A 22,542-nucleotide genomic window follows, 5' to 3' on the forward strand; every position below is an offset into this window, starting at 1 on the left:
ACGGCGCCTACGCCTCCAGCCGCTTGCGCAGCGCGCTCAGTCGGCTGCGGCCCACCGGCAGTCGGGTGCCGTCCCGCAGCTCCACCGCGGTGCGCGAGCCCTCGGAGGCGACGAGCTCTCGGATGTCCGTCACGCGGACGAGATAGGAGCGGTGGACGCGGAGGAAGTCGGCGGGGAGCAGTTGCTCGAGCCGCTCCAGGCTCTTCTCGCTCAGCTCGGTGCCGCCTTCGCGCAGGACCAGCTCCGCGTAGTCTCCAGCGCCCTGGATGTACGCGACGGAGTCCAGTGGCACGAGGACCACGCCTCCGCCCTTTCTCACCGCGAGGGTGCGCAATGGAGTGGCCGCGCGGCTTCCCACGCGGGCGAGCGCGAGGGCGAGCCGCTCCGGCGTGTATGGCTTTGGCACGAAGTCCAGCACCCCCAACTCGAAGGCGCGCAGCGCCTGGTCGGTGTTCGCTGAGACCACCACCGTCTGGAATGCGCCCGTGGCCGCCTCCGCGAGCAGCGCGAAGCCGTCCTCGCCCGAGAGGTTCAGGTCCAGCAGCAGCACGTCCACGTCGCGCCCGGCCAGCAGCGCGCGCGCCTCGTCCAGACTCGCGCACACGCGCGGGGGCGGGGCGCCCGGCCCCAGTTGCTGCTCGCACAGCCGAGCGAGGCGGCGCGCCGCCAGCGGCTCGTCCTCCACGATGAGCAGCCTCACGCCGGCACCTCCACCCGCGTCATCCACCCATCCTGCGCGGGCCCGTCCTCGAGCCGCCACGCACCGGGGAAGGCCTCCTCCAGGCGCGCGCGCAGGTAGCGCGAGCCGGTGCCCTCACCGCCCCCTTGGCGCGTGCCCGTGCCCAGGGGGGCGAGGAAGACGTAGCGCCGCCGCGGCCGGGCGCCATCGGCAACGAGGCTGCTCTGGAGCCGGAAGGTGTGGGGCGAGATGTAGCGGTTGTGGCTGAAAGCGTTCTCCAGCAGCGTGTGCAGCAGGGCAGGGGGGACGGGGGCCTCGAGGTCTACGCCCTCGGTCTCGAGGTGGAAGGCCGTGCCCTGCCGGCAGCCCATGACGGCCAGGTGGGCGCGGCACAGCTCGAGCTCGCGGGCGAGCGGAATGGTGCGCTCACCCGAGACGGCGAGCAGGTGCCGGTACACCGAGCCCAGGGCCTCGATGAAGCGCACGGCTTGCGTGGGCTCCGTCTCCACCCACTCACTCAGCGCGCCCAGCGTGTTCATCAAGAAGTGCGGTTGCAGGCTGCGCTTGAGCAGCTCCAGTTGCAGACGCTCCGCGGCGCGCGTCGCGCTCTCCAGCCGTTCCTGCTGGCGGCGCTGCTGCTGGGCATGCACCGCCGTGAGGCAGAGCAGCAGCCCCCCAAAGGCGAGGAAGAAGCCGCGCTCGGAGAAGTCCCAGGGGGCCAGCATGTAGAGCGTCCCGGCGAAGCCGAGCCCCGCCAGCGCGCCCATGGCCCCCGGTTCCCCGCGGTGCCACGCGCGCACGGCGAGCGCCGTGGAGACGGCGAGCGAGGCCCCGAGCGCGATGCCGTTCTTGCCATCGAAGCCCGGAATGAAGACGAGTGAGAGCAGCCCCAGTCCGAGTCCCATCCACCGCAGCCAGCGGCGTGGCTCGCCGAAGGCCGCGTGCACGGTCGCCGGCAGCAGCGCCGTCACCGCCAGCACGGCCGCCGCCAGCAATCGCAGCCTCACGGCGTGCAGTGGGTAGGGGTAGTTGGCGAGCCCGCGCCACGCCTCCAGCAGCACGAGCGCCGTGGCGGCGAGGCACAGCACGCCGAGCAGCAGCGTTGCGAGCCCTCCGTGAGCGAGCCGCACGCGCGCGAGGTGGTAGAGCCCCATCAGCACCAATGCGCCCAGCGTGCAAAGGGCTGGCACCAGGCCGAGCATCCGCGCCCGGGCGAGGGACGCGGCCTCGCCCACCCGCAGGTAGTGGAGGGTGCCCACGGGCTGGAAGCCGAGCCGGTGCGCCGAGACGCGCATCGTCAGCACATGAGGGCCCGGCGCGCTGAGCTCGGGCGGGAGCGGGAGCAGGGCATCGACGCGTCCTGGTACCTCCTCCGCGGGTGTGCGCCCCACCTGACCGTTGCGCCCCAGGGGCCTGCCGTCCCACCAGGCCTCCCATGACCCGAGCACCGACAGGGCGAGGGCAGGCGTCGGGGCTCCGGCCTCACGCGGGGGCACCTCTACCTGCGTGCGCAGCCAGAAGGGGCCGGCCCCCTCATTCAACTCACGGCTCTCCACCGTCCGCCAGCCCGGCGCATCCCCAGCAAGCGCTACTGCCGCGGGGAAATCCTCCGTGTGCACCTGCACCTGTCCCTGTCGTGCGGAGGGCAGGGCGGCCGAGGCGGCGAGCGAGAGCGCGAGGCATCCCGCGAAGAGGGCGGACGACGTCATGGGCCTCAGCATACGCAGCGCGGCGCCGCCCCACGCGCACTCCGGCGACGCCGCGAGACGTTGGGCGACGCGCCCCCCCACGCGCATGCGTACCGTGCTCCTGCCCTCCCTCATCCTTCCGCTGTCGCGCCACCGCCGTTCGCGCAAGTCATCGACCCGCCGCAGGCGACGACCATCGCCGCGCCCAGCAGCACTCCGGAGTACCGCCTCATGGGGCTCCCCTCTGCTTCGTGTGGTGGATGGCTCAGTGGCAGTACAGCGTCGCGGGCGTCATGTTCACGGTGTCCACGTAGCAGGCGCGGCTGAGCGTGGACTCGTTACCCCAGGCGTCGCGGGCCGTGACCCCGAACGGCAGGTCGCTCTGGATCGTGGCCGTGCCGCCGATGTTCCACAGGTACTGATACGGAGCCTGGGTCAACGTGACGGAGAAGCCCGGGATCAGACCACCGAACAGCGCCACCGACTGCACGCCGCGCGGATCGCTCACCGTGCCCGCGGACACCAGGTACGAGCGGCCCGCGCCGTACACGCTGAAGTTGAACGTCGGCCCGGTGTTGTCCGCGATGACCGTCCGGGTCTCGGGGGTGCTGGAGGTGCCCTGGTTGTCCATGCACTGGAAAAGCAGGGTGTACGTGCCATCGGTGCGCGAGGTGGTGTCGATCACGAACTCGTAGGGCGCGGTGGTGTCGGACTGGAGAACGACGCCGTTCTCGCGCAGCTCGACGTGGTGGACGCCATTGAGGGCGTTGCAGGTGACGGTGAACCTGGGCTTCTTGGGCTGGGTGTCGTCGCGCGCGATCGAGGCGATCGCCGGCGGCGAGATCGCCTTGATGAAGGTGGTCTGGAAGCTGGCGGTGTTCCCGCAGCCGTCCGCCACGATGGCGTGGAACGCGTGGACGCCCTGGGCCATCTCGTCCCCGAACGTGAGCACCGAGCTGGGACCGGCCGGTGAGGCGACCAGGAGTCCGTCCACGTAGAGCCCGTACGGATACGTGAGGCCGCACGGGTCGGAGATATTCACGTTCAGGGTGACCACCACGCCGACCTGGGAGGTGCCGAGCGTCACGCTGGGCGGCGAGTGGTCCACGACGAGCGCGTGGGTGAGCGTCGTCACGTTTCCGAACCCGTCGTAGACCTTGAAGATCATCGGGTGCGTCCCCTCGGTCCACGTCGTGATGTCGTACGTCTGCTCGTAGGGAGGCGGATAGGACGGGCCGAAGTGGGTGCGGAACTCCGTGCCGTCGTAGATGTCGATGCCGCCGATCCCCGCGCTGTCGTTCGCGGTGATGGTGAACAGGGGCTGCTTCGGCGGGCCGCTCACGCTGAGCGACGCGGTGGGCGGCGTCCGGTCCAGCGTCACCGTCACGGTCTGCGACGCGGAGTTGTTCCAGTAATCCCAGGCGGTGAGCGTGACGGTGTGGCTGCCCGCCGAGAGGCCGGCGCCGGAGAAGCTCCGGTTGAAGTTCCAACCCCCCAGCACGATCGTCTGCGCGCCGCCATCGAGCGAGAGCCGCGACGGCGTGCGCCACTGGTAAGGCACCTCGGCGTCGGTGATGTTGCCGATGCATGAGATGTCCGGGCCGGCCTGCTTGCAGGTGAGCGACACCTGCGGCGGGTTGGTGTCCGGCGCGGTGCCGACGTTGATCGCGCCGAAGGCGGAGGCGACGGCGCGCAGCTTCGTGCCGCCGAAGGCGCCGTCCGCCGTCTCCGCGGCCGAGAGCATGGCGGTCCGGGCCTGCGCGTAGCTGGCGCCCGGCGAGAGCATCTCCACCGCGCGGGTCCAGAGCACGGCCGCCATCGAGGGGCCGATGCCGGTGAAGCCCTGGGGGACGAGGGGACACTGCCAGGGGCCGGGGGGCTGGCCTTGCGCCAGGGGCTGACAGCCGTACGCGAGGAGCAGGTACATCCGCGTGAGCGGTCCGCCCGCGTAGTGCGGGTCTTCCTCGCCGAGGGTGGGCGACCACTCGGTGAAGATCGGCGTGAGGATGTTGCGGCCGGGGAAGCCGGTGTCCTCGCCCATCGTCAGGCTGGCCTGCCGCAGCGGGGTCTGGTCGATCTCGTTCAGCGGGCGCACCTTCATGGTGTCGCGGCCCAGCTCGGTGAAGAAGCCGATGATGTCGGCCGTGCCCTCGTTGAGGCCGCCTTCCTCGGAGCGCTCGTACACGAGGAGCTCGGGGTTGCCGTACACCTCGCGGCCGAAGAAGTCGTGCGCCAGCTCGTGGGCCATCACGTCGGTCACGGCCAGCGGCTGCAGCGTCGTCATCCCCGGCTCCGCGGGATAGATGCGGTAGCCGATGTCGAGGCTCGGGGTCGTGTCATCCGGGTTGTAGGAGGCGTTGTTCCAGGGATAGTGGAGGTTGACCCGCATCGCCGGGAGCGCCTTGGTGCCGGTCCGCCCGAGGAAGTACTCGAACATGGTCGACGTCATGTTCACGGCCGCGAAGGCGTCGACCGCGGCGGTCTCGCCGTTCGCGCTGAGGATCGGCCACCCGATCACGTACTGCGCGCCGTCGCCGAAGTACGCGTCGGCGCTCGTGTACGGGAGGAAGGTGTAGCTCTTGTCCGCGTTCCGTCTCGTCGCGAAGTAGCGGTTGCCCCGCATGTCCTGGAGCTCCCACTGCCGGATGTCTTTGGCCGTCACGACGGAAGAGATCGCGGTGCCGGAGTAGTAGCCCTTCAGCGTCGCCTTGCCGTAGGTGAGGTCCAGCCGCATCGGCGCCAGCCGCACCTGCCCCGAGCGCGCATCCACCTGGGCGATCCATCGCTCAGGGGTCGGCCAGCGGGAGCCCGGTCCGCCGGTGGAGAGCGTCAGCCGGAAGATCGGCGTCAGCTCGGTGATCACGCGCTCGTAGTCCTCGGCGTTGGGCTTCGCGCGCGCCGGCGCGTCCGGCCTGAGCCGCAGCTCCTCGCGCGGGCGGAGCACCAGCTCCGCGTCCCGGACGATCGCCGCCGTCGGATCGGAGAGCTCCGCGAGCGCCGCCGCCTCCGCAGCGGCCCGGGTGATCCGGGCGCGGGTCTCGACCTTCTCCGCCGGCTCGAAGCGGATGTCGGTGAAACGGGTCTGGCCGTTCGCGGTCTTCGCCCCGAGGCCCCACACGGGGACGCCCTGGACGTGCAGTCGGTGGTACGTGTCGTCACCGTCCTTCATCGGGACGACCGCGGTGTCGCGCAGATCGAAGCCGCGCTGGGCGATCTGGCGCTCCACCTCGATGCGCGCCGACGTCTTCGCTGGGTCGCTTCCCGGCCCTCCGCACGCGACGAGCAGCGCTGCGCAGACCAGCACTCCGAAACACCGTTGCATGGATGTCCCCCTCTGTTCGATTTCGTCTACATGATACCGGCAGCCACTCGTATCATGAACGTGCGTTCTCGCCAGGCGCCGTCCGGCGTGGTGGCCCCAGAGGGTGCGGCCCTCAGCCGAGAGCTACTCCCACTGTTGGGCATGGGGCCTCGCGTGTCTGGCTCCGACCTGGGGGGCGTGCGAGAGTGCCCATCCCCGTTATGCGCCTGATGAACAAACTCTCCGTAGCCATTGCTGGAATGATGCTGGTGCTGGCCGCTTGCAAGACGACGGGCCCTGCACCCGCCCGCGATATCCCCGCGGCAATGAACCAGGCCGCGACGACCCTGCTGCAGTCACGACTGCTGCACGCAACGTCGATCGCAGTGGTCTATCGCGGCGAGGAGTTCATCCTGCATCGGGGTGAGCTGGAGACCGGCAAGTCCAATCCGCCCGATGATTCGACCCTCTATGAGATAGGGTCGGTCAGCAAGACCTTCGCCGGCCTGCTGTTGGCAAACGCTGTCCTCGAAGGCAAGGCGACCCTCGACGACCCGATACAAAAGTATCTGCCGTCCGCCTATCCGAACCTTCAGTCAGACGGCGAGCCGATCCGTCTGCGCCATCTGGTCACACACACCAGCGGCATGCCGGGGATGTTGCCACTGCAAGTGAATGAGGTGTTGAGGGACTTCACTGCGCATGCCACCCCGGCAAGGCTCAATGCCGCCTATGCGGACTACGGGCAGCCGCGGTTCTGGCAGGACCTGCACACCGTCAGCATCAAGGGCCCGCTCGGCAAGGACTATGCTTACTCGAGCGCCGGCACCGAGTTGGTCGCGCACACCCTCGAGAAGATCCACGGGGCTCCCTACGAGTCGTTGCTCTCGGAGTTCCTGGCGCGGGAAGCCGGGATGCACGACACGTGGCTGCGCCTGCGTGCCCAGGACGCCCACCGCCTGGCTCCTGGCTACCACAGCGACAACCCGGTCGGCACCACGCCGATGCCACTCCTGCCCTGGGGCGCGGCGGGAGCCTTGAAGGCGACGATGCCGGAGATGGTGAAGTACTTGCGCTTGCAGTTGAGCAACCATCCCGCGGTGACAGAGTCACACAAGCCGCTGGTGCGCTTCGCGGAGGACTTCAGCATTGGCTATTTCTGGAACATCGGCCAGAGCAGCCAGTTGGGCACCCACTACGTGCATCACGGCGGCGTGCCTCGCGCGCAATGCTATCTCTACGTCGTGCCGAAGTATCAGTTGGGGGTGTTCATCATCACCAACCAGAGCGGCGATGCGACCGCCAACGCCATGGAACGCGCGCTGGCGCCCCTCTTTGACAGCGTCGAATGAAGTCGCGCCATCGTCCACGAACCCGGGTAGGTTCTCCCTCCCTGTTCGCTGGAGTTCCGTCGATGCCACAAGCCATCCCGCGCTCGTCACTTCTGGACGCGCGTCCCAGCGTCTTCCTGCTCGCCGGAGCGTTCGTCACCGGCATGTTCCTCTTCGCCCAGGGCGGCTGCGGGCGTGACGAGTGCCAGGACGCCACCGACTGCCGTGAATACAAGGGACCGCCGGCTTCGAACACGGAGTGGGTCTGCGAGGACAATCGCTGTGAGCAGCATTCCGTCCAGGTGCCGCCCCCGGATTCCGGCACGGACGCGGGGACGCCCGACGCGGGGAGACCCGACTCGGGGAGACCCGACTCGGGGGCTCCCGACTCGGGTCCCACCACGGTGAGCGTGCAGGTGCTCGCGTTCAATGACTTCCACGGGCAGCTCGAGGAGCCCGCGGGCCAGATCCTGACGGGAGTGGCCCCCGACGGTGGAGCGGTGCGGGTGAAGGCGGGCGGCGTGACGTACTTCGCCCGGCACATCGCGGCCCTGCGGGCCACCAATCCGAACACGGTGGTGGTCGCGGCGGGAGACCTCATCGGCGCCTCCCCGCTGCTGTCGGGGCTCTTCCACGACGAGCCCACCGTCGAGGCGATGAACCTGATTGGCCTGGACCTGGTCGCGGTGGGCAACCACGAGTTCGACGAGGGCAGCACGGAGCTGTTGCGCATGCAGTCGGGCGGCTGCCACCCGGTGGATGGCTGCCTGGACGGGGATGGCTTCCCGGGCGCGACGTTCAAGTTCCTGGCGGCCAACGTGGCCACGGGCGTGGACCGCACGCTGTTCCCCCGCTACGACGTGCGTGAGTTCGAGGGCGTGAAGGTGGCCTTCATCGGCATGACGTTGGAGGCTACGCCGGAAAGCGTCATACCCACGGGCGTGGCGGGGCTCACCTTCAAGGACGAAGTGCAGACGGTGAACGCGCTGGTGCCGGAGCTGCGGCGGCAGGGCATCGAAGCCATCATCGTGGTGGTGCACCAGGGCGGAATTCCGACCTCGGGCTCGCTGGTGAACGACTGCAAGGGCGCGGGTGCGGACGGCCTCATCTCAGGTGCCATCGTGGGCGTGGCCAAGGGCCTCAACGACGCGGTGGATGTCATCGTCAGCGGCCACACGCATCAGGCCTACAACTGCGTCATCGATGGCAAGGTCGTCACGAGCGCCTCGTCGATGGGGCAGCTCGTCACGGACATCGACCTGACGTTGAGCAAGGCGACGGGCGACGTCGTGGAGGCGCGAGCGAACAACGTCATCGTCACTCGCGACGTGCAGGAGGACGGCGCGGTGAAGGAGCTGGTGACGAAGTACCAGGAGCTCGTCACGCCGAGGGCCAACCGGGTCATCGGCTGGGTGTCGCAGACGCTCAGGACACAGTCGGACTCCGTGGGCCAGTCCACCCTGGGCCTCGTCATCGCGGACTCGCATCTGGAGGCGACGAAGCCCGCGAACCTGGGTGGGGCGCAGGTGGCCTTCATGAACCCGGGCGGCATGCGCGCGGACATCGCCCAGGGCGAGGTCACCTACGGCGAGGCCTTCACCACGCAGCCGTTCGGCAACAGCCTGGTCACCCTGACGCTGACGGGCGCGCAAATCGAGCAACTGCTGGAGTGGCAGTGGCGGCCGTCGGGAGCCACCCTCATGCTGCTTCCGTCGGCGGGCTTCACCTATGCGTTCAGCGCGTCAGCGCCCGTCGGAAGCCGCGTCGACCCGGCGTCCATCCGGATCAACGGCGTGACGGTGGACCCGGCGGCGAACTACCGCGTCACCGCGAACAACTACCTCGCGAGTGGGGGTGATGGCTTCCAGGTGTTCGCCGAGGGGACGAACCGGCTGGGTGGCGCCGTGGACAACGACGCGCTGGAGGCCTACCTGAAGGCACACAGCACCCAGGCGAGCCCCTTGCCCGCCCCCGCGCTCAATCGCATCACCCTGCTGCCCTAGCAGGCTGTTGAGGAACCCCTCCGAGGGATCGACACCCCGCACCGAGGCGTGGTGTCCTCCGCGTCACGGAGGGAGTGATGCTCGGACGGCCCAAGCAGCAGACGGCACTCTTCAGCTTGAGGACGCCGGGAGACCGGGTCCCCGCGGGCCATCCGCTGCGCAGGGTGAAGGACATGGCGGACGCCGCGCTGGCGGCGCTCTCGCCGACGTTTGACGCGATGTACAGCGGCATCGGCCGCCCGAGCATCCCGCCGGAGCAGTTGCTGAAGTCCTGCCTGCTCATGGCGTTCTACTCGGTGAGAAGCGAGCGGCTCTTCTGCGAGCAGCTCGACTACAACCTCCTCTTCCGATGGTTCCTCGACATGGGGATGGAGGACGCCTCCTTCGACCACAGCACCTTCTCGCAGAACCGGGACCGGCTCTTGGAGCATGACGTCGCCCGGAGGTTCTTCCTGGCGGTCATGAGCCAGGCGCAAAGCGCGGGGCTTACCAGCAGCGAGCACTTCAGCGTGGATGGCAGCCTGATTGAGGCCTGGGCGTCCCTGAAGTCGTTCCGCCCGAAGGACGAGAAGGACGAGAAGAAGGAGCCGCCCGACGACAAGGGCAACCCGACGGTGAACTTCCACGGGCAGAAGAGGGGCAATGCGACGCACGCCTCGACGACGGACCCGGAGGCACGGCTTGCTCGCAAGGGCGACGGCAAGGAGGCGCGGCTGGCCTACAGCCTCAATGGCGTCATGGAGAATCGCAACGGGCTGCTCGTAGACCTCGCGGTGATGCCGGCGGATGGCTTCGCCGAGCGCGACGCGGCCGTGATGATGCTCGAGGGGCTGAAGTCCCGGAACGCGCGCGCTTCCGTGGGCGCGGACGGAACTGGCGGCCTACCTGGTGGGCGCCGCGTACAACCTGGTGCGGATGGCGCGGCTGACTGCCGCATAGGCGCCCTTCGCCCTCTGCCTCCCCCCGGATGACAAGGTTGAGAACGGAGGGCACGAGAAGCCCGGACTCATACCTGCAAACCGGGCTTCTTCAACAGCCTGCTATACCGACTCTTCCGCGAGTGGAACCAGGTGATGATGACCAACGCGAAGTGCAGCATCGCGACGTAGGTGTCCTCTCGCTTCTCCCAGCGCACCAGCAGACGTCGGAAGCGATTGCGCCAGGAGAGGTTCTGGCCGGTCGCCTGTTGAACCTCCTGATGGATGCACTGCGGCATCAGGTCCACCGGTAACGGCACCGCCACTGCGTGACTGGGTATTCCTCGGTGAAGAGGCCCCCGACACGATAGCTCCGGCGGCTGCCATCTCGGCACTCGTTCCTCATTAGCGAGCGACCGCGACTTCGCGGGCCAGTGCGACGAACGCCGTGTGGGCGGCCGAGGCATTGCGCCGCCCGGGATAGTAGAGGCAGAGCCGAGCGAGCTCCGGTGTCCAGTCATCGAGCACGCGAACGAGGCGTCCCGCTTCCATGTCGCCGCGCACGTCCGGCTCCATGAAGAAGCCGAGTCCGATGCCCTCCATGACTGCGATCCGCGAGAGGCTGGCCTCGTCCAGCGTGATGGGCCCTGTCACATCGATCAGGGCCGTCTGCCCCCGCTTACGGAACTCCCACCGGAAGAGGCTGCCGTTCGGCAAGCGCACCCGGATACACCGATGACGGAAGAGGTCCGATGGGACGCGAGGCCGACCGTGCTTCTTCAGGTACGCTGGCGAAGCGACGACGGCATGGCGTTGGGGCGCTCCCAGCGGAATGGCGATCATGTCGGTTGGCACGAGGTTCGCCATCCGCACGCCGAAGTCGAACCCCTCGGCGACGACGTCGACCAGCCGGCCTTCGGTCACGACGTCGACATGCACGTCCGGATGGCGGCGGAGGTACTCCAGCACCAGGGGCGCGAGGATCTCGCGCGCCGCTGTCGCGAAGGTGTTGATGCGCAGCATGCCAGACGGCTTTGCCTGCTGGGAGCGCGCCGCGTCCATCGCGCCGCGGATGTCCTCGAGTCCCGGAGCCACCTGTTCGACGAACACCCTGCCGGCGTCGGTCAGCGAGACGCTGCGCGTCGTGCGGTTGAAGAGGCGGACGCCAAGATGTGCTTCGAGCTTCGCGATCGCGCTGCTCATCGCCGTCGTCGACATCCCGAGATCGAGGGCAGCGCCGCGAAACGAGCTCCTGCGAGCGACGGCGAGGACGGCGTCGAGGTCATTCAGTCCGGGTTGATACATCGATAGTCCTGTAGGTCGGGATGCCGCATCCTATTTTGTCCCTATTGAGAGGGCAATCGTGCGGGCTTACGTCTTGGGTCATGACCATGCACCCATCGATTCGAGCCTATTTCGAAGCGGACAGTGCCACGCCGCTCCACGCCTTCGCGCCCGATGCCGTTGTCGAGGATGAGGGACATCGGCATGTCGGGCATGTGGCCATCGACGAATGGTGGCGTGACTCCCAGGAGAAGTATCAGGCCGTCGCGCAGCCCCTCGAGGTGAACGCGAAGGACGATGCCTGCGAGGTTCGCGCGAAGGTGACAGGCCAGTTTCCCGGCAGTCCCATCACGCTCACGTTTGCGTTCCGGATGAAGGGCGATCGGATCGCGGCTTTGAGCATCGGCCCGTGAGCCGTGATGCCCATTTCAACCCTGCAGAAGGAGATGACGTGATGAGAGAGCTAGAGGGTAGGCGTGCGCTCGTGACGGGCGGAACGAAGGGCATTGGCAAGGCGGTGGTCGCATGGCTGCGCGCGGCCGGCGCGACGGTGCTGACGACCGCGCGGGAGGGAGCGGGTGAGGGCTTCATCGCCGCTGATGTCGCCACGGCCGAGGGCTGTGCGCGCGTTGTGGAGGCCGCCGGAGCAGTGGACATCCTGGTCCACGTCGTAGGTGGAACGTCGGCGCCGGCGGGCGGCTTCTCCGTCCTCGACGACGACGCGTGGCAGAAGACGCTCGACCTGAACCTGATGGCGGCGGTGCGTCTCGACCGGGCACTGGTTCCCGGAATGCTCAAGCGCCGGACCGGCGCGGTCGTGCACGTGACGTCGATCCAGCGGCAGATGCCGCTTCATGAAGCGACGACCGCGTACGCCTCGGCCAAGGCCGCGCTGTCGAACTACAGCAAGGCCCTCTCGAAGGAGGTCGCGCCGCAGGGCGTGCGCGTGAATCGCGTGTCACCGGGCTGGGTCGAGACCGAGGCCTCCGTCGGGTTCATGAGCGAGATCGCGGCGAAGAACGGCACCGACGAGGCGGGAGCGAAGGAAATCGTGATGCGCTCGCTCGGCGGGATTCCGCTCGGGCGTCCCGCGCGCCCAGCCGAGGTCGCCGAGTTGATCGGGTTTCTCGTCTCGGACCGCGCGAGCGCGATCACCGGGGCGGAGTACGTGATTGACGGCGGGACGGTGCCCGTGAGCTAGGCCCTCGCGGAGGTAGGAGAAGACAAGCGCCACCTGCGCCGAGACGAAGTGTCGCATCGCGACGCAGGTGTCCTCTCGCTTTTCCGAGTGCACCCGCAGGCGCCTGAAGCGGTTGAGTCAGGAAGGGGGCCGCTCGCGGACGGGCCTGAAGGCATACCCCAGGTCGGCGCACGAAGTTCGGCCGGGGCCTTCGGCCTGGAATGGGCTCAAGTCGCGACCACGAGGCCGAGGGACACGAATGGCACAAGCCCTTCGCCTTCAACGCGCCCCACGGCATCCCCGTGCGCAGCGCCCGAGGGACTCCCTCCAGGGCGTGCCGGTCGGGCACGCGTGGGGGGCAGTCCAGTGGGTGCTCCGGCCGGGCCGGCGGCAGCGGTTCGATGCGTCGCCACAACGCTTCTGGCACCCGCCAGTCGTCGTCCTCGAGAAGTTCGTGATGCAGGGCGTTCGACGGGACCTACTTCGCGGCGCGCTGACGATGCTTCTCGCGCGCCGCGAGCACCTTGGGCGTGTTCGTCGCGATCCACCGGCCGAGCGCGTCGAGGTGCTCCGCGAGCCCGCTGCCCAATGGCGTCAATGAGTAATCCACGCGCGGAGGCACCTCTCCGTGGTCACGCCGCGCGACGAAGCCGTCCTCCTCCAGTGTACGGAGCGTCAGGGCGAGCATGCGCTCGCTGACGCCGCCCACGCGACGCCGCAGCTCGGCGTAGCGGTAGGTGCGCTCGGCGAGCGCGAGCATGATGAGCATGCCCCACTTGGACACGACGTGGTCGAGCACGTCCCGCCCGGGGCAGTCGGGTGCGTAGGACTCCTTGAGAAGATCGCCAGGCTTCGCCATCCCTGATGCACTAACATAAATGTGCGTACTTCCCAAAAGAGAGTGTGCGGTGTTACGGGTTGGAAATGGCGAAGCTCCTCATCCTCGGTGGCAGCGGTCGGACGGGCCTGCACCTCCTCGAACAGGCCGCGCAGCGCGGGCACAAAGTCCGTGCGCTCGTACGCAAGCCCGAGGCCTTGGAAGCTCCGCCCGGGGTCGAGCTGGTGAAGGGCACGCCGGAGAGAATCGAGGACCTGCGCGATGCGATGAAGGGGACCGAAGCGGTCATCGTCGCCCACAACAACTCGCGCGCGTCCGACAACCCCTGGGCGAAGCAGCTCAACTCGCCGCGGTTCATGACGGACACGGCGCGAAACATCCTCGCCGTGATGGGCGAGCAGCACGTGAAGCGCGCCGTCTTCATCTCCGCGATTGGCGCCGGTGACTCGTGGCCGACCGTCTCGTGGCTCTTCCGGGCGTTCATCAAGCTGAGCAACATCAAGATTGGCTACGCCGACCACGATGGCGTCGACGCGCTCGTGCGCAAGAGCGACACCGACTGGACGTTGGTGCGCGCCGTCGGCCTGAACGACAAACCCGCAGGCGCGCTCGGCCCGCTGCACACCACCGAGGTCGGGGGGGCGAAGCCCGGAACGCTGAACGTGACGCGCGCCGAAGTGGCGACCTTCTGCCTCGACTGCGTCGACAAGCACGAGTGGGTCCACCGCGCGCCCATCATCTGGAATGGCAAGAAGTGAGCGCGACGTCCGGCAACGGCTGGCTGCTCGTGGGCCATGAGAGCCGCCGCCCACGGACGCTACGCGCCGAGCTCGCGCAGCGTGAAGGAGACCGCGATGGAAGCTGAGACCGAGACCCAGGAAGCCCCGAAGCCGGACGCGTCCTCAGAGCTGAAGCCCGTCGAGCCCGTGGTCACGCCGCGGCTCGTCGTGCTCACCACCGACGCCGCCGTGGGCGTCTGCAACCTCGACGGAGAATGCTCATGACCAGGCCGCTCACCATCGACGTGTGGAGCGATGTGATGTGCCCGTTCTGCTACATGGGCGACGCGCTCCTCGCGAAGGCGCTGGACACGTTCCCGCACAAGGAGCAGGTCGAGGTCCGCTACCGCAGCTACCAGCTCATGCCGGGACTGCCGGTGGACAGCGATATGAATGCGACCGAGATCCTCGTGAAGGCGAAGGGCATCCCGCGCGCGCAGGCCATCGCGATGAACAAGCAGGTCGAGGCGCGCGCCGCCGAGGTCGGGCTCGAGTACCACCTCGACCAGGCGCTGGTCGTGAACACGCGCTCGGCGCAGCGGCTCTCGCAGTTCGCGCTGGCCGAGGGCCGGCAGCACGCCTTCATGCAGCGGCTCTTCCGCGCCTACTTCACGGAGGGCAAGAACGTCGGCAAGTACGACGTGCTCGCCGACCTCGCCGCCGAGGTCGGGCTCGACAGGGCGCGCGCGCTCGAGGTGCTGGAGCGCGGCGGCTTCGACTCCGAGGTCGCCGCCGACCAGAGTCAGGCGAACGCGATCGGCATCCAGGGCGTCCCGTTCTTCGTCCTCGACGGAAAGTACGTGGTCTCGGGCGCGCAGCCCGTCGAGGCGTTCCGCAAGGCGCTCGACACGGCGTGGGGCGCGGGCCGTGGATAGCCGCGCCTGGAACCGATTTTGGTAGGGAAGAAGGACGACGGCCGGCGGGTGTCAGAAGCGTTGCGTCGAACCGCTGCCGCCGGCCCGGCGGGAGCACCCTCTGGGCTCCCACCATCCACGCGTGCCCGACCGACACGCCCTGGAGGGAATCCCTCGGGTGCTGCGCACGGGGATGCCGTGGGGCGTGTTGAATGCGACGGCCTTGTGCCATCCGTCCCCCTCGGCCTCGTGGTCGCGGATTGAGTCCATCGCAGTCCGAAGGCCCCGGCCGAACTTCGTGCGCCGACCTGGGGTATGCCTTCAGGCCCGTCCGCGAGCGGCCCCACTCCTGGCTCAACCGCTTCAGGCGCCTGCTGGTGCGGCGGGGGAGAGGGGCGAGCTCGGCCTCTTCAGCATCACGAAGCCCGTGAAAAGCAAAATGGCCCTGCCGGGTTAGTACTACTTGATCAGATGTGTGACGGTCCTCGAGGAGGAGCGCGAGCGCCGAGTCTGCGGAGGCACAGCGGGCAGTGGCCGATGCGACGCAGCAGCAGATGCTGAAGCCGCCGACGCACCTGGGGCAGCGTCCAGGGAATCCTCCTCCGGGGGGAAAAGCGCTCGACGGAGCGCGAGGAAGCCATGGGCCACCATGCAAAGCGTGGCGTGGTGGTGAAAGCCTCTCCAGGTGCGGCCCTCGAAGTGGTCCAGGCCGACTTCGCCCTTCATCTCCTGGTAGTCGCGCTCGACGCGCCAGCGCAGCTTCGCCAGGGTGACGAGGCGTTTGAGAGGCGTGTCTTCCGGCAGAGATGAGAGGTAGTACTTCGTTGGCGCGGCCTCGCCTGGCGGCCACTCGCACAAGAGCCACTCGGGAGCGCCGGGCGCCTTGCGCACGACATGGCCTTCGGCAACCTGGATTCGCACCGCGGCGAAAGTGGAGGACTGTGTGCCGCGGCTACCCTCGCGCCAGCTGATGCGGCGGTACTCCTCCTCGGGTAACTGGCGCGCCAGCTCTTCAATCGTCCAGGGCTGCACGCCGCTGTCGTCGACGAAGCGTGTCCGGGGGCGTCCGTACGCGCCCGCCTTCTTCACCGGCAGGTGCGGCGTCGCACCCGGAGGCCACACCTTGTGCTGCCCTGGCACAGCGACGAGGTAGGGCAGGCCACGAGCCGTGAGGCCTTCGCGAAACTCCCGGCAGTTGCCATACCCCGCATCCGCCAGGACGACGTGCTTGCGCACGCCCCACTTCAGCGCGTCATCCAACTGCGACAGCGCCAATTCCCATTTTCGCGTGGCACCCACCTCCTCGGGAACTCCGGCCGCCTTGCGCCGCGCCTTGTCCGTCACCCACTCCTCGGGCAGGTACAACCGCATGCCAATGCACCCACTGCCGCGTGCCCCAGCCAGGTGCAGACTGACAGCCACCTGGCAGTTGTCCGTGCGCCCCAGCGTCCCCGAGTACTGACGGGCGACTCCCACCGAGTGCTTCCCCTTCTTCGGAAAGCCCGTGTCGTCCACCACCAGTGCTTCCACCTCCGGCAGCCGCTCTTCCAGCTTCCGCGCCAGTCGCTCCCTCAGCGCCTCGTCGCTCCACGTCCCTTGCGAGACGCACTGCTGCAGTCGCTGGCGCATTGCCTCGACTTTCCCGGCGTCCTCCACCAGCCGGGCCGCCATCGGCTCGATGCTCTTGCGCTCCCCATCCAGCAGCAGGCCCGTGACGTAGGCCTCCATGGCGCGCCGCCTCTCCAGTCGCCCCATGCCGGCGACCATCTCTTCAAGATAGGCGCCCAGCGCCTCATCCAGCTTCTTGAGCTGCGCGGGTGTCATCCCAACCGTAGATCACACAGGGCACCTGGATTCAAGTGACCGGGTAGTATTAGCGACTTGAACGTCCGTCCGGAAAGAGATTCTCCCACTCAGCAGCGAGGAATTGATGCAGTGATGCCGCCGCCGTATAGGCAGCATAAGGCTGCCACGCATCGCTTTTGTTGTTGTCGGCGAAGTCGCATACTGACTTGAAGGCTAGGTACGGAATTTCAGGGGAGACCGTGTCGCGACAGGCGCAATGCACTGCGTATGCTTCCATTTCGAGGCCGATAAGCTTGCGCCAATGCAGCTCAATGTCGTCAACCACCTTGCGGGTAGCGACGACATTGGGGCCCGAGGCGAGCGGGCCAATGACTAATTTGGGTGGCCGCTCAGGCTTGAGGCCAGCCCAATTGCGCCAGACATCATACAGCCCGCGACCGTTGGCTTGCCACTCCTTTAGTAAGGACAAGAGTCGCGAATTGATATGGGCTGGATTGGGGTCCGGGCTGAATGCGAGCTTCTCTCCGTCATCGGTGAGCTTTCCCGAGGTGTAGTCAAATGTAATGTTTGGCGAGAGTACGTCACCAAAGCCTCCGGAGTCCACGCGGGACCCGGCTGCAATGCCTACCATTGCAACGAGCCGAGGCTTGAAGCGGAGGATCATTTTTGTGGCCAGCGCGGCAGAGGCAGGAGCGCCCATGTGGTTGGGTGCAGCCGCGATCACCTGTAGGCGTGTGCCCGCTGTGGTCGTGTAGCCACCTTGATGGTAGGCCTGTGGGTCGCTGGTATTGCCAGGAAGCTTCTTCCATGCCTCTTCACCTGTCTTGAGCACCTTCTCGAGTTCCGGTACACGCAAGGCACAGATGATAGCTACGTCGAACGGTGGCTCTTGGGTGGACATGTTTGGCTCACCTTTTTCCGCATTCAGAAATGATGTGAATTGTTGGGGGGCGAATTGGCTCGTGGATGAGCGAGGTGAGGTCGCGGAATCGGCCTGCGTGTATAGATCAACTCGTTTGAGCAGAGCACCGATCCCATAGTGTGCCTTGCTGAGTGCTTCAAGAAGCTGTTTGCCTGAATAATGGTGGACGGCACTGGGCCGAACCAGCGCGGTCCTTAGTTGATTCAATATCTCTTGCGCAAAGGGGGAAATATTGGGCGAGAGATTTTCAAAGGCATGCGAGGCATTCTGAGTCCATGATTGAGTAAGTCGAAGGGAGTCGTCGAATTCAAGCTCCGACTCGATGGGCATTCGGAGGATTCTTTCGAGCTGCTCCTCGATACTTTTTATTTGGTGGCGCGCATCCTCAGTCTTGCTTGCGGGAGTATGAGGCGTGGCGGGCGTCTCTGATGCAGGTAGTGGAACAGACGTCTTGCTTGGGCTCGCTAAATCGACGTTGTCCATTCGGACTAGGCGTGGTGGAACGATCTGGAAAATGATGCCCGCTTTGCCTAGTAGTTGGTTGACGACGTGGTGAGATGGAACGATGTGGCCACTTGCGCGGAGATCCTCAATAGCCATCCAGAGCTTGTCCACGAATCCAGGGGCATTACCGATTGACCGGCGAAGTGCCCGGCCCATGTCCGTCTCAGCCCAGGACGCGTCACTACTCATTCCAGGGTTTCCAAATCGGCGCTTGACTGTTTCGTACACCTCTTGGGGATCGTCAGATGAGCCAACGATCTCTTCGACAAGGCGCTCGACCGCCGATACCGCCTCGTTTGGCACAGGAAATACTCCATCGGAGAAGCGCCAGTCGCTCGGATAGTTCAGGGGCATACGAGCCAATCCTACCGCGTTCGCCACGGGGGTAGCCCCCCATTTCGAACGGACAAGTTACTAACGCATGGGACCAAGCTAGGATTGGACGCGAAAGCACTCGAGGGGAAGTCAACCTGCCGGTCTGTCCGGAACATCGGCGGCGATTCGGCGCCGATTGGCCGCTCCCGTTCTTGTCTCCCGCCGCCTCTGTGGGCGGAGCCGAGCCGACCGCGGCAGATTGCTGATGGTTCAGCTCGCGACCACCCGGTACTCGGCTCCTCGTCCCGGCTGGGTAAGGAGGGCTTCGACCTGGACACTAAATACCCAACGGGCCCAACCGGGCGCGATGCACAAAGCCACCTTCGCCGTGTCGTCTGCTGGCGGAGAAGGGGGAGCTGTGGGACGCCCTGGGCCTGTGTCCACTGCGTTCGCCGTTGCCGCCTACCTCTTCTGGGGGATTGCCGCCAGCCGCGCTCCCAACGCCTACTGCTGTCGGAGGTGGCCCCATGCGGATGCGACTGACGCGGGATGTGGAGCAGGAGGACGACGGCCGGCGGGAGCTGACGGTGGAGGTCTTCATCCCTGAGCGGCGAAAGCGGCGTCGCTGAGCTCCAGCCCGCGGGCGCTAAGTGGTGCGTGCGCTGGCTGAGTGGAACGGCGGACCTCAACCGCCAGGGCAACGGCACGGCCACGGTGCGGGTGACGGCGCCGGGGCTGTAACGCGTGCGGAGCGTCGCGAGTGCCCGGTGCTCCCTGGACGCCTATGTCGAGGTGACGGAACAGGATGGTTGTCGCTACCCGCTACGACAAGATGGCGGCCAGCTACCTCGCCGTCCTGCACGTCGCAGCCATGCTTCTCTGGCTGAGTTAATCAGGGACAGCCCCCAGTCCCCTTCAAGGTTCGGGACCGCTGGGCATTCTACGCACTTGCCGAGCGCAACGAAGGCTGGGCGCGCTACCCTTGCGGACATGACGCTGGCGACGTGCGGCCCGAAGGCCAGTTCACCGCCAAGCTGTGGCTGAAATACTGCGCCATGATGCCGCCCTACACGGACAAGATGCAGAAGCTTCTAACAAAGGAATGGACGGGGCCCTATTACTACACGGTCACTTCCCTCGGGCTCCCGGCGATTCTCCGAGGAGAAGCTTCCTCGGGCTAGGTCCGAAGTGACCATGTAGTACTATACGGCCGCCACAGAACCTGAACGTTCACCGACTGACTAACGCGGCGCTCCGCACATCACCGACGCCGTCGGGACTCGCCTCGTTCGACCTACAAACGCCGCCACATGTCCATCACACGCGATAACCATTACGTCCCGATCTGGTACCAGCGCGGCTTTCTCGAGACGGGTTGCACCCAGCTCGCGTATCGTGACCTTCGGCCGAAAGCCCATCATCTGCCAGATGGGAGTCTCAAGCCCGGCCGTTCCCGCTTCAAATCCTCGCCCAAGCAATGCTTTGTCCAGCGCGACTTATACACGACAGCATTCGGCGACCTATTGAACGACGAAATTGAACGGCGGCTCTTCGGTCGGATAGACGCCGACGGCGCTCCGGCGATTAAGGCGCTCATCGGGGAGGACCCGAGTGCATGGCACACGCACTTCGAGATGATGTTCCGCTTCATCGACATTCAGAAGTTGCGGACGCCCAAGGGGCTCGACTGGCTGAAGATGAGCTACCCTCGCCTATCCCAGAACGAGTTGATGATGGAGATGCAGGGCATCCAGGCGATGCACTGCACAATCTGGATGGAGGGCGTGCGCGAGATCGTGTCTGCTGCGGATTCGGAAGTGAAGTTCATCATCAGCGACCACCCCGTTACCATCTACAACTATGGTGTGCCGCCGACTGCCGCCGGCTGTCGCTACCCGCTCGAACCATCGATTGCGCTCAAGGGCTCGCAGACGATCTACCCCCTCGATCGTGACCATTGCCTTATCCTCACCAACCTGGAATACGCGAAGGACAAGAACGCTGCGCCGCTTGAGAAGCGCACCTTCGCGCGGAACTTCCGCACCTCGTTCACGAGGACGGACACGTTCGTACGGACGCGCCGGCTCAGCGCAGATGATGTCCGCCGAATCAACCGCGTGATCAAGGCGCGCGCTCACCGCTATGTCGCCGCAGGTCGCGAGGAGTGGCTGGACCCCGAGGTGGGCGACGTGACTCCATGGGATTCACTGAGGGAGGTGCTCCGCCCTCCCCAAGAGGCTCTCTGCCGCTTCGGCGGCGATCTCTTCGCCGGCTTCGAGGACGGGCGCGTCTACTACCAGGACGCGTTCGGTCGTACCGAGAAGGAGGCTGATTTCCTCAAGAAACCGCCGCCGAAGGTCGATCTGTCTCCTCGTGACGTCTGTGGTTGCGGCTCAGGCAAGTTGTTTGGCATCTGCTGCCAGCCATTGCCGCAGCAGCTCCGGCCAATTTGGACCGAGCGCGGGATTCGCGAGCGCAACCTTATGCTTTATCGAGGGATCGAGGGAATACTTGGGCTCGGCAAGGCGCCAGATTGGCTGGAAGTGAGGCGCGCCCTTTCGGATGAGCAGATCCGCGATGTTCACAGCCTCTACCGAGCGCTGTGGCCGATCGAGACCGACATCCTGCAGCTCCTGCCGAAACCCGACGGCCGACCGCGCGCGGTCTACACCGGGCTTCTACATCCCATGGCTATCATGGAGTTTGCCTTTGGTTCGGCGCTCTACTTCGGTGAACTCATCATCGAGAGCCCGTTCCTCCACGCGGCGAACATGCGCCCAGAGTTCAGCCCGATCGAAAATCCCCGCAGATACCATCAGGAATTCATCAAGACCGTGTTCCTGTTCCTGAAGCTGATGCCGTTGGTCGAGGCGGGTTACGTCAATCTGATTCCTAATCCGACGGTGTTCGACATCTACCTGCACCAGCAGATGATGCAGATGGCGAATGTGCGGTCGGCCGGCAGTCGCATCTCCCCGGCCGAAGATAAGCGCGCGATGCGGTTGATGGACCAGGACTGTCGCCGCAGCCTGATGTCGATGCCCGAGGAATACCACCTTGCGCAGTTACGAAAGATGTCGCCAAAATTGGACGCCTACGGCCGCGACGCAGCCATCGCTGGCTTCCGGCGACTTCGGGAGCTCGACCCATTAGCGGCGGTGCAGGACGGACTGATGGATGGGGGAAAAGATAGCGGCCAGTACAGCAGTTTTAGGATGGCGCCGAACTTTGAGATGGCCCTCTATCTCGCCCAGGCCACGGGCGCCTCGATCGTCACCGACTCACCGCACCGCTGGAAGGAAGTTCAACTGGCCGTGCTGCGCCAGGGTGGCTGCCAGCCCCCTGAGGTCGCCGAGTTCGCCCGCGCTCTTGCCGCGACGCCGCTTGGGTTCGTTAATGAATTCGAGGACTATATGCGCGTCTCGGCGACGGGCGCTTACGAAGGTTACGGGCCGCTGTTCCGCGACGTGTTCAACTGTCTCTCCGAACTGGGCCGTCAGGGCGCGAAGCCCAACAGGGATGCCCAGCTTGCTAGTCGGCTGGAGCACCTCAACCGCGAGGCGCAAAGGCAGATGAGGCAGACCGTCCCCTCCTTTACTCAGGGCGTGGTGCGCGGCATCTTTCCCACTCACGGCATCCAGCACAACAACGTCAACCGGCTGCTGCTGATGTCCAGCTCTGAGCACCACCTGCCCAGTGTGCCGATGGCCTTCTTCATCGAGCCGGCGCCCGACCAGAAGGCGTAGACGAGGCTGCGCAGCCCGATGTCGTTTGCCATTTGGTATTCGTCCGGCCAACGACGTGCCGAGAGGCGTTGAGTGAGGCGTCGGCGCGGTGGAGCGCCAGGCGCGCGGATACCTCATACGCCAGCGCCACGGGCCCTGGCTGTCTCTCGCCCGCTGGCAGTACGTCTCGAAGCGCTCCATGTGGCGATGGGTGCGGCCGGCGTCGTAGGGCGTCCTCTTGGTAGAGCTGCGCTGGCGTAGGGCGCTCCAAGATTCGTTTCTTGAGCGGACCAGCTCCCCACCATCGAAACCGGGCGTCGCGGTAACCAGCAGGTGGCAAGTACCACTTAGTCGGTTGTTGAAGCCGCCGGTCGATCATGATCTACGGTCGCGATGGACCGGCGGACGCTGAAGCG

General features: G+C 66.4%; 17 protein-coding genes. 9 read left to right on the forward strand and 8 right to left on the reverse strand.

Annotated elements, in window-relative coordinates; all coding sequences use genetic code 11:
• Positions 1 to 7: 7 nt before the first annotated feature.
• From K8556_RS35410 to K8556_RS35420, 3 genes are all read right to left on the reverse strand, one after another.
• Positions 8 to 700, reverse strand: coding sequence for a LytTR family DNA-binding domain-containing protein (locus K8556_RS35410; RefSeq protein WP_223744538.1), 693 nt, complete (start codon positions 698 to 700; stop codon positions 8 to 10).
• Entirely contained in the window at positions 697 to 2,388 is a 1,692-nt protein-coding gene (locus K8556_RS35415) for a histidine kinase (protein WP_223744539.1), read from the reverse strand. The genes K8556_RS35410 and K8556_RS35415 overlap by 4 nt, the downstream gene beginning before the upstream one ends.
• A 244-nt stretch (positions 2,389 to 2,632) precedes the next feature.
• Positions 2,633 to 5,689 (reverse strand): Ig-like domain-containing protein, encoded by a 3,057-nt coding sequence (locus K8556_RS35420; RefSeq protein ID WP_223744540.1) that lies wholly within the window; start codon positions 5,687 to 5,689, stop codon positions 2,633 to 2,635.
• A 209-nt stretch (positions 5,690 to 5,898) separates the two neighbouring features.
• Between K8556_RS35420 and K8556_RS35425 the strand changes: the two genes are divergently transcribed.
• The 3 genes from K8556_RS35425 to K8556_RS35435 all read left to right on the forward strand — a co-directional run bounded on the left by K8556_RS35425 (position 5,899) and on the right by K8556_RS35435 (position 9,973).
• Positions 5,899 to 7,020, forward strand: a complete 1,122-nt coding sequence (locus K8556_RS35425) for a serine hydrolase (RefSeq protein ID WP_223744541.1) — start codon at positions 5,899 to 5,901, stop codon at positions 7,018 to 7,020.
• A 62-nt stretch (positions 7,021 to 7,082) separates the two neighbouring features.
• Positions 7,083 to 9,002: a bifunctional UDP-sugar hydrolase/5'-nucleotidase gene (locus K8556_RS35430; protein WP_223744542.1), complete on the forward strand. Its 1,920-nt coding sequence runs from the start codon at positions 7,083 to 7,085 to the stop codon at positions 9,000 to 9,002.
• 173 nt (positions 9,003 to 9,175) lie between these two features.
• Complete coding sequence (locus K8556_RS35435) at positions 9,176 to 9,973, forward strand: IS5 family transposase (RefSeq protein WP_223744543.1); 798 nt, start codon at positions 9,176 to 9,178, stop codon at positions 9,971 to 9,973.
• 35 nt (positions 9,974 to 10,008) lie between these two features.
• Here the strand turns inward: K8556_RS35435 and K8556_RS35440 are convergent, their stop codons facing one another.
• Positions 10,009 to 10,227: a hypothetical protein gene (locus K8556_RS35440; RefSeq protein WP_223744554.1), complete on the reverse strand. Its 219-nt coding sequence runs from the start codon at positions 10,225 to 10,227 to the stop codon at positions 10,009 to 10,011.
• A gap of 97 nt (positions 10,228 to 10,324) precedes the next feature.
• A complete protein-coding gene (locus K8556_RS35445; RefSeq protein ID WP_223744544.1) occupies positions 10,325 to 11,224 on the reverse strand; it encodes a LysR family transcriptional regulator in 900 nt (299 codons plus the stop codon).
• A gap of 86 nt (positions 11,225 to 11,310) precedes the next feature.
• Between K8556_RS35445 and K8556_RS35450 the strand changes: the two genes are divergently transcribed.
• Both K8556_RS35450 and K8556_RS35455 read left to right on the forward strand, forming a co-directional pair.
• Positions 11,311 to 11,616: a nuclear transport factor 2 family protein gene (locus K8556_RS35450; protein ID WP_223744545.1), complete on the forward strand. Its 306-nt coding sequence runs from the start codon at positions 11,311 to 11,313 to the stop codon at positions 11,614 to 11,616.
• A 41-nt stretch (positions 11,617 to 11,657) separates the two neighbouring features.
• On the forward strand, positions 11,658 to 12,404 hold the full coding sequence (locus K8556_RS35455) for an SDR family oxidoreductase (protein ID WP_223744553.1): 747 nt from the start codon (positions 11,658 to 11,660) through the stop codon (positions 12,402 to 12,404).
• 457 nt (positions 12,405 to 12,861) lie between these two features.
• Here K8556_RS35455 and K8556_RS35460 read toward each other — a convergent pair whose 3' ends face one another.
• On the reverse strand, positions 12,862 to 13,242 hold the full coding sequence (locus K8556_RS35460; RefSeq protein ID WP_223744546.1) for a helix-turn-helix domain-containing protein: 381 nt from the start codon (positions 13,240 to 13,242) through the stop codon (positions 12,862 to 12,864).
• 65 nt (positions 13,243 to 13,307) lie between these two features.
• On the opposite strand from K8556_RS35460, the gene K8556_RS35465 reads away from it, so the two are divergent.
• The 3 genes from K8556_RS35465 to K8556_RS35475 all read left to right on the forward strand — a co-directional run bounded on the left by K8556_RS35465 (position 13,308) and on the right by K8556_RS35475 (position 14,875).
• Entirely contained in the window at positions 13,308 to 13,979 is a 672-nt protein-coding gene (locus K8556_RS35465; protein WP_223744547.1) for an NAD(P)-dependent oxidoreductase, read from the forward strand.
• A 96-nt stretch (positions 13,980 to 14,075) separates the two neighbouring features.
• Positions 14,076 to 14,225, forward strand: coding sequence for a hypothetical protein (locus K8556_RS35470; protein ID WP_223744548.1), 150 nt, complete (start codon positions 14,076 to 14,078; stop codon positions 14,223 to 14,225).
• Positions 14,222 to 14,875: a DsbA family oxidoreductase gene (locus K8556_RS35475; protein ID WP_223744549.1), complete on the forward strand. Its 654-nt coding sequence runs from the start codon at positions 14,222 to 14,224 to the stop codon at positions 14,873 to 14,875. The genes K8556_RS35470 and K8556_RS35475 overlap by 4 nt, the downstream gene beginning before the upstream one ends.
• 438 nt (positions 14,876 to 15,313) lie before the next feature.
• Here the strand turns inward: K8556_RS35475 and K8556_RS35485 are convergent, their stop codons facing one another.
• On the reverse strand, positions 15,314 to 16,678 hold the full coding sequence (locus K8556_RS35485) for an IS701 family transposase (RefSeq protein ID WP_223744550.1): 1,365 nt from the start codon (positions 16,676 to 16,678) through the stop codon (positions 15,314 to 15,316).
• Positions 16,679 to 16,727: 49 nt separating this feature from the next.
• Positions 16,728 to 18,440, reverse strand: coding sequence for a hypothetical protein (locus K8556_RS35490; RefSeq protein WP_223744551.1), 1,713 nt, complete (start codon positions 18,438 to 18,440; stop codon positions 16,728 to 16,730).
• A 1,271-nt stretch (positions 18,441 to 19,711) separates the two neighbouring features.
• Between K8556_RS35490 and K8556_RS35495 the strand changes: the two genes are divergently transcribed.
• Entirely contained in the window at positions 19,712 to 22,147 is a 2,436-nt protein-coding gene (locus tag K8556_RS35495) for a DUF4238 domain-containing protein (protein ID WP_223744552.1), read from the forward strand.
• Positions 22,148 to 22,542 lie beyond the last annotated feature (395 nt).

The organism is Corallococcus sp. AS-1-12 (assembly GCF_020036995.1).
In the GTDB taxonomy this organism is placed as follows: Bacteria; Myxococcota; Myxococcia; order Myxococcales; family Myxococcaceae; genus Corallococcus.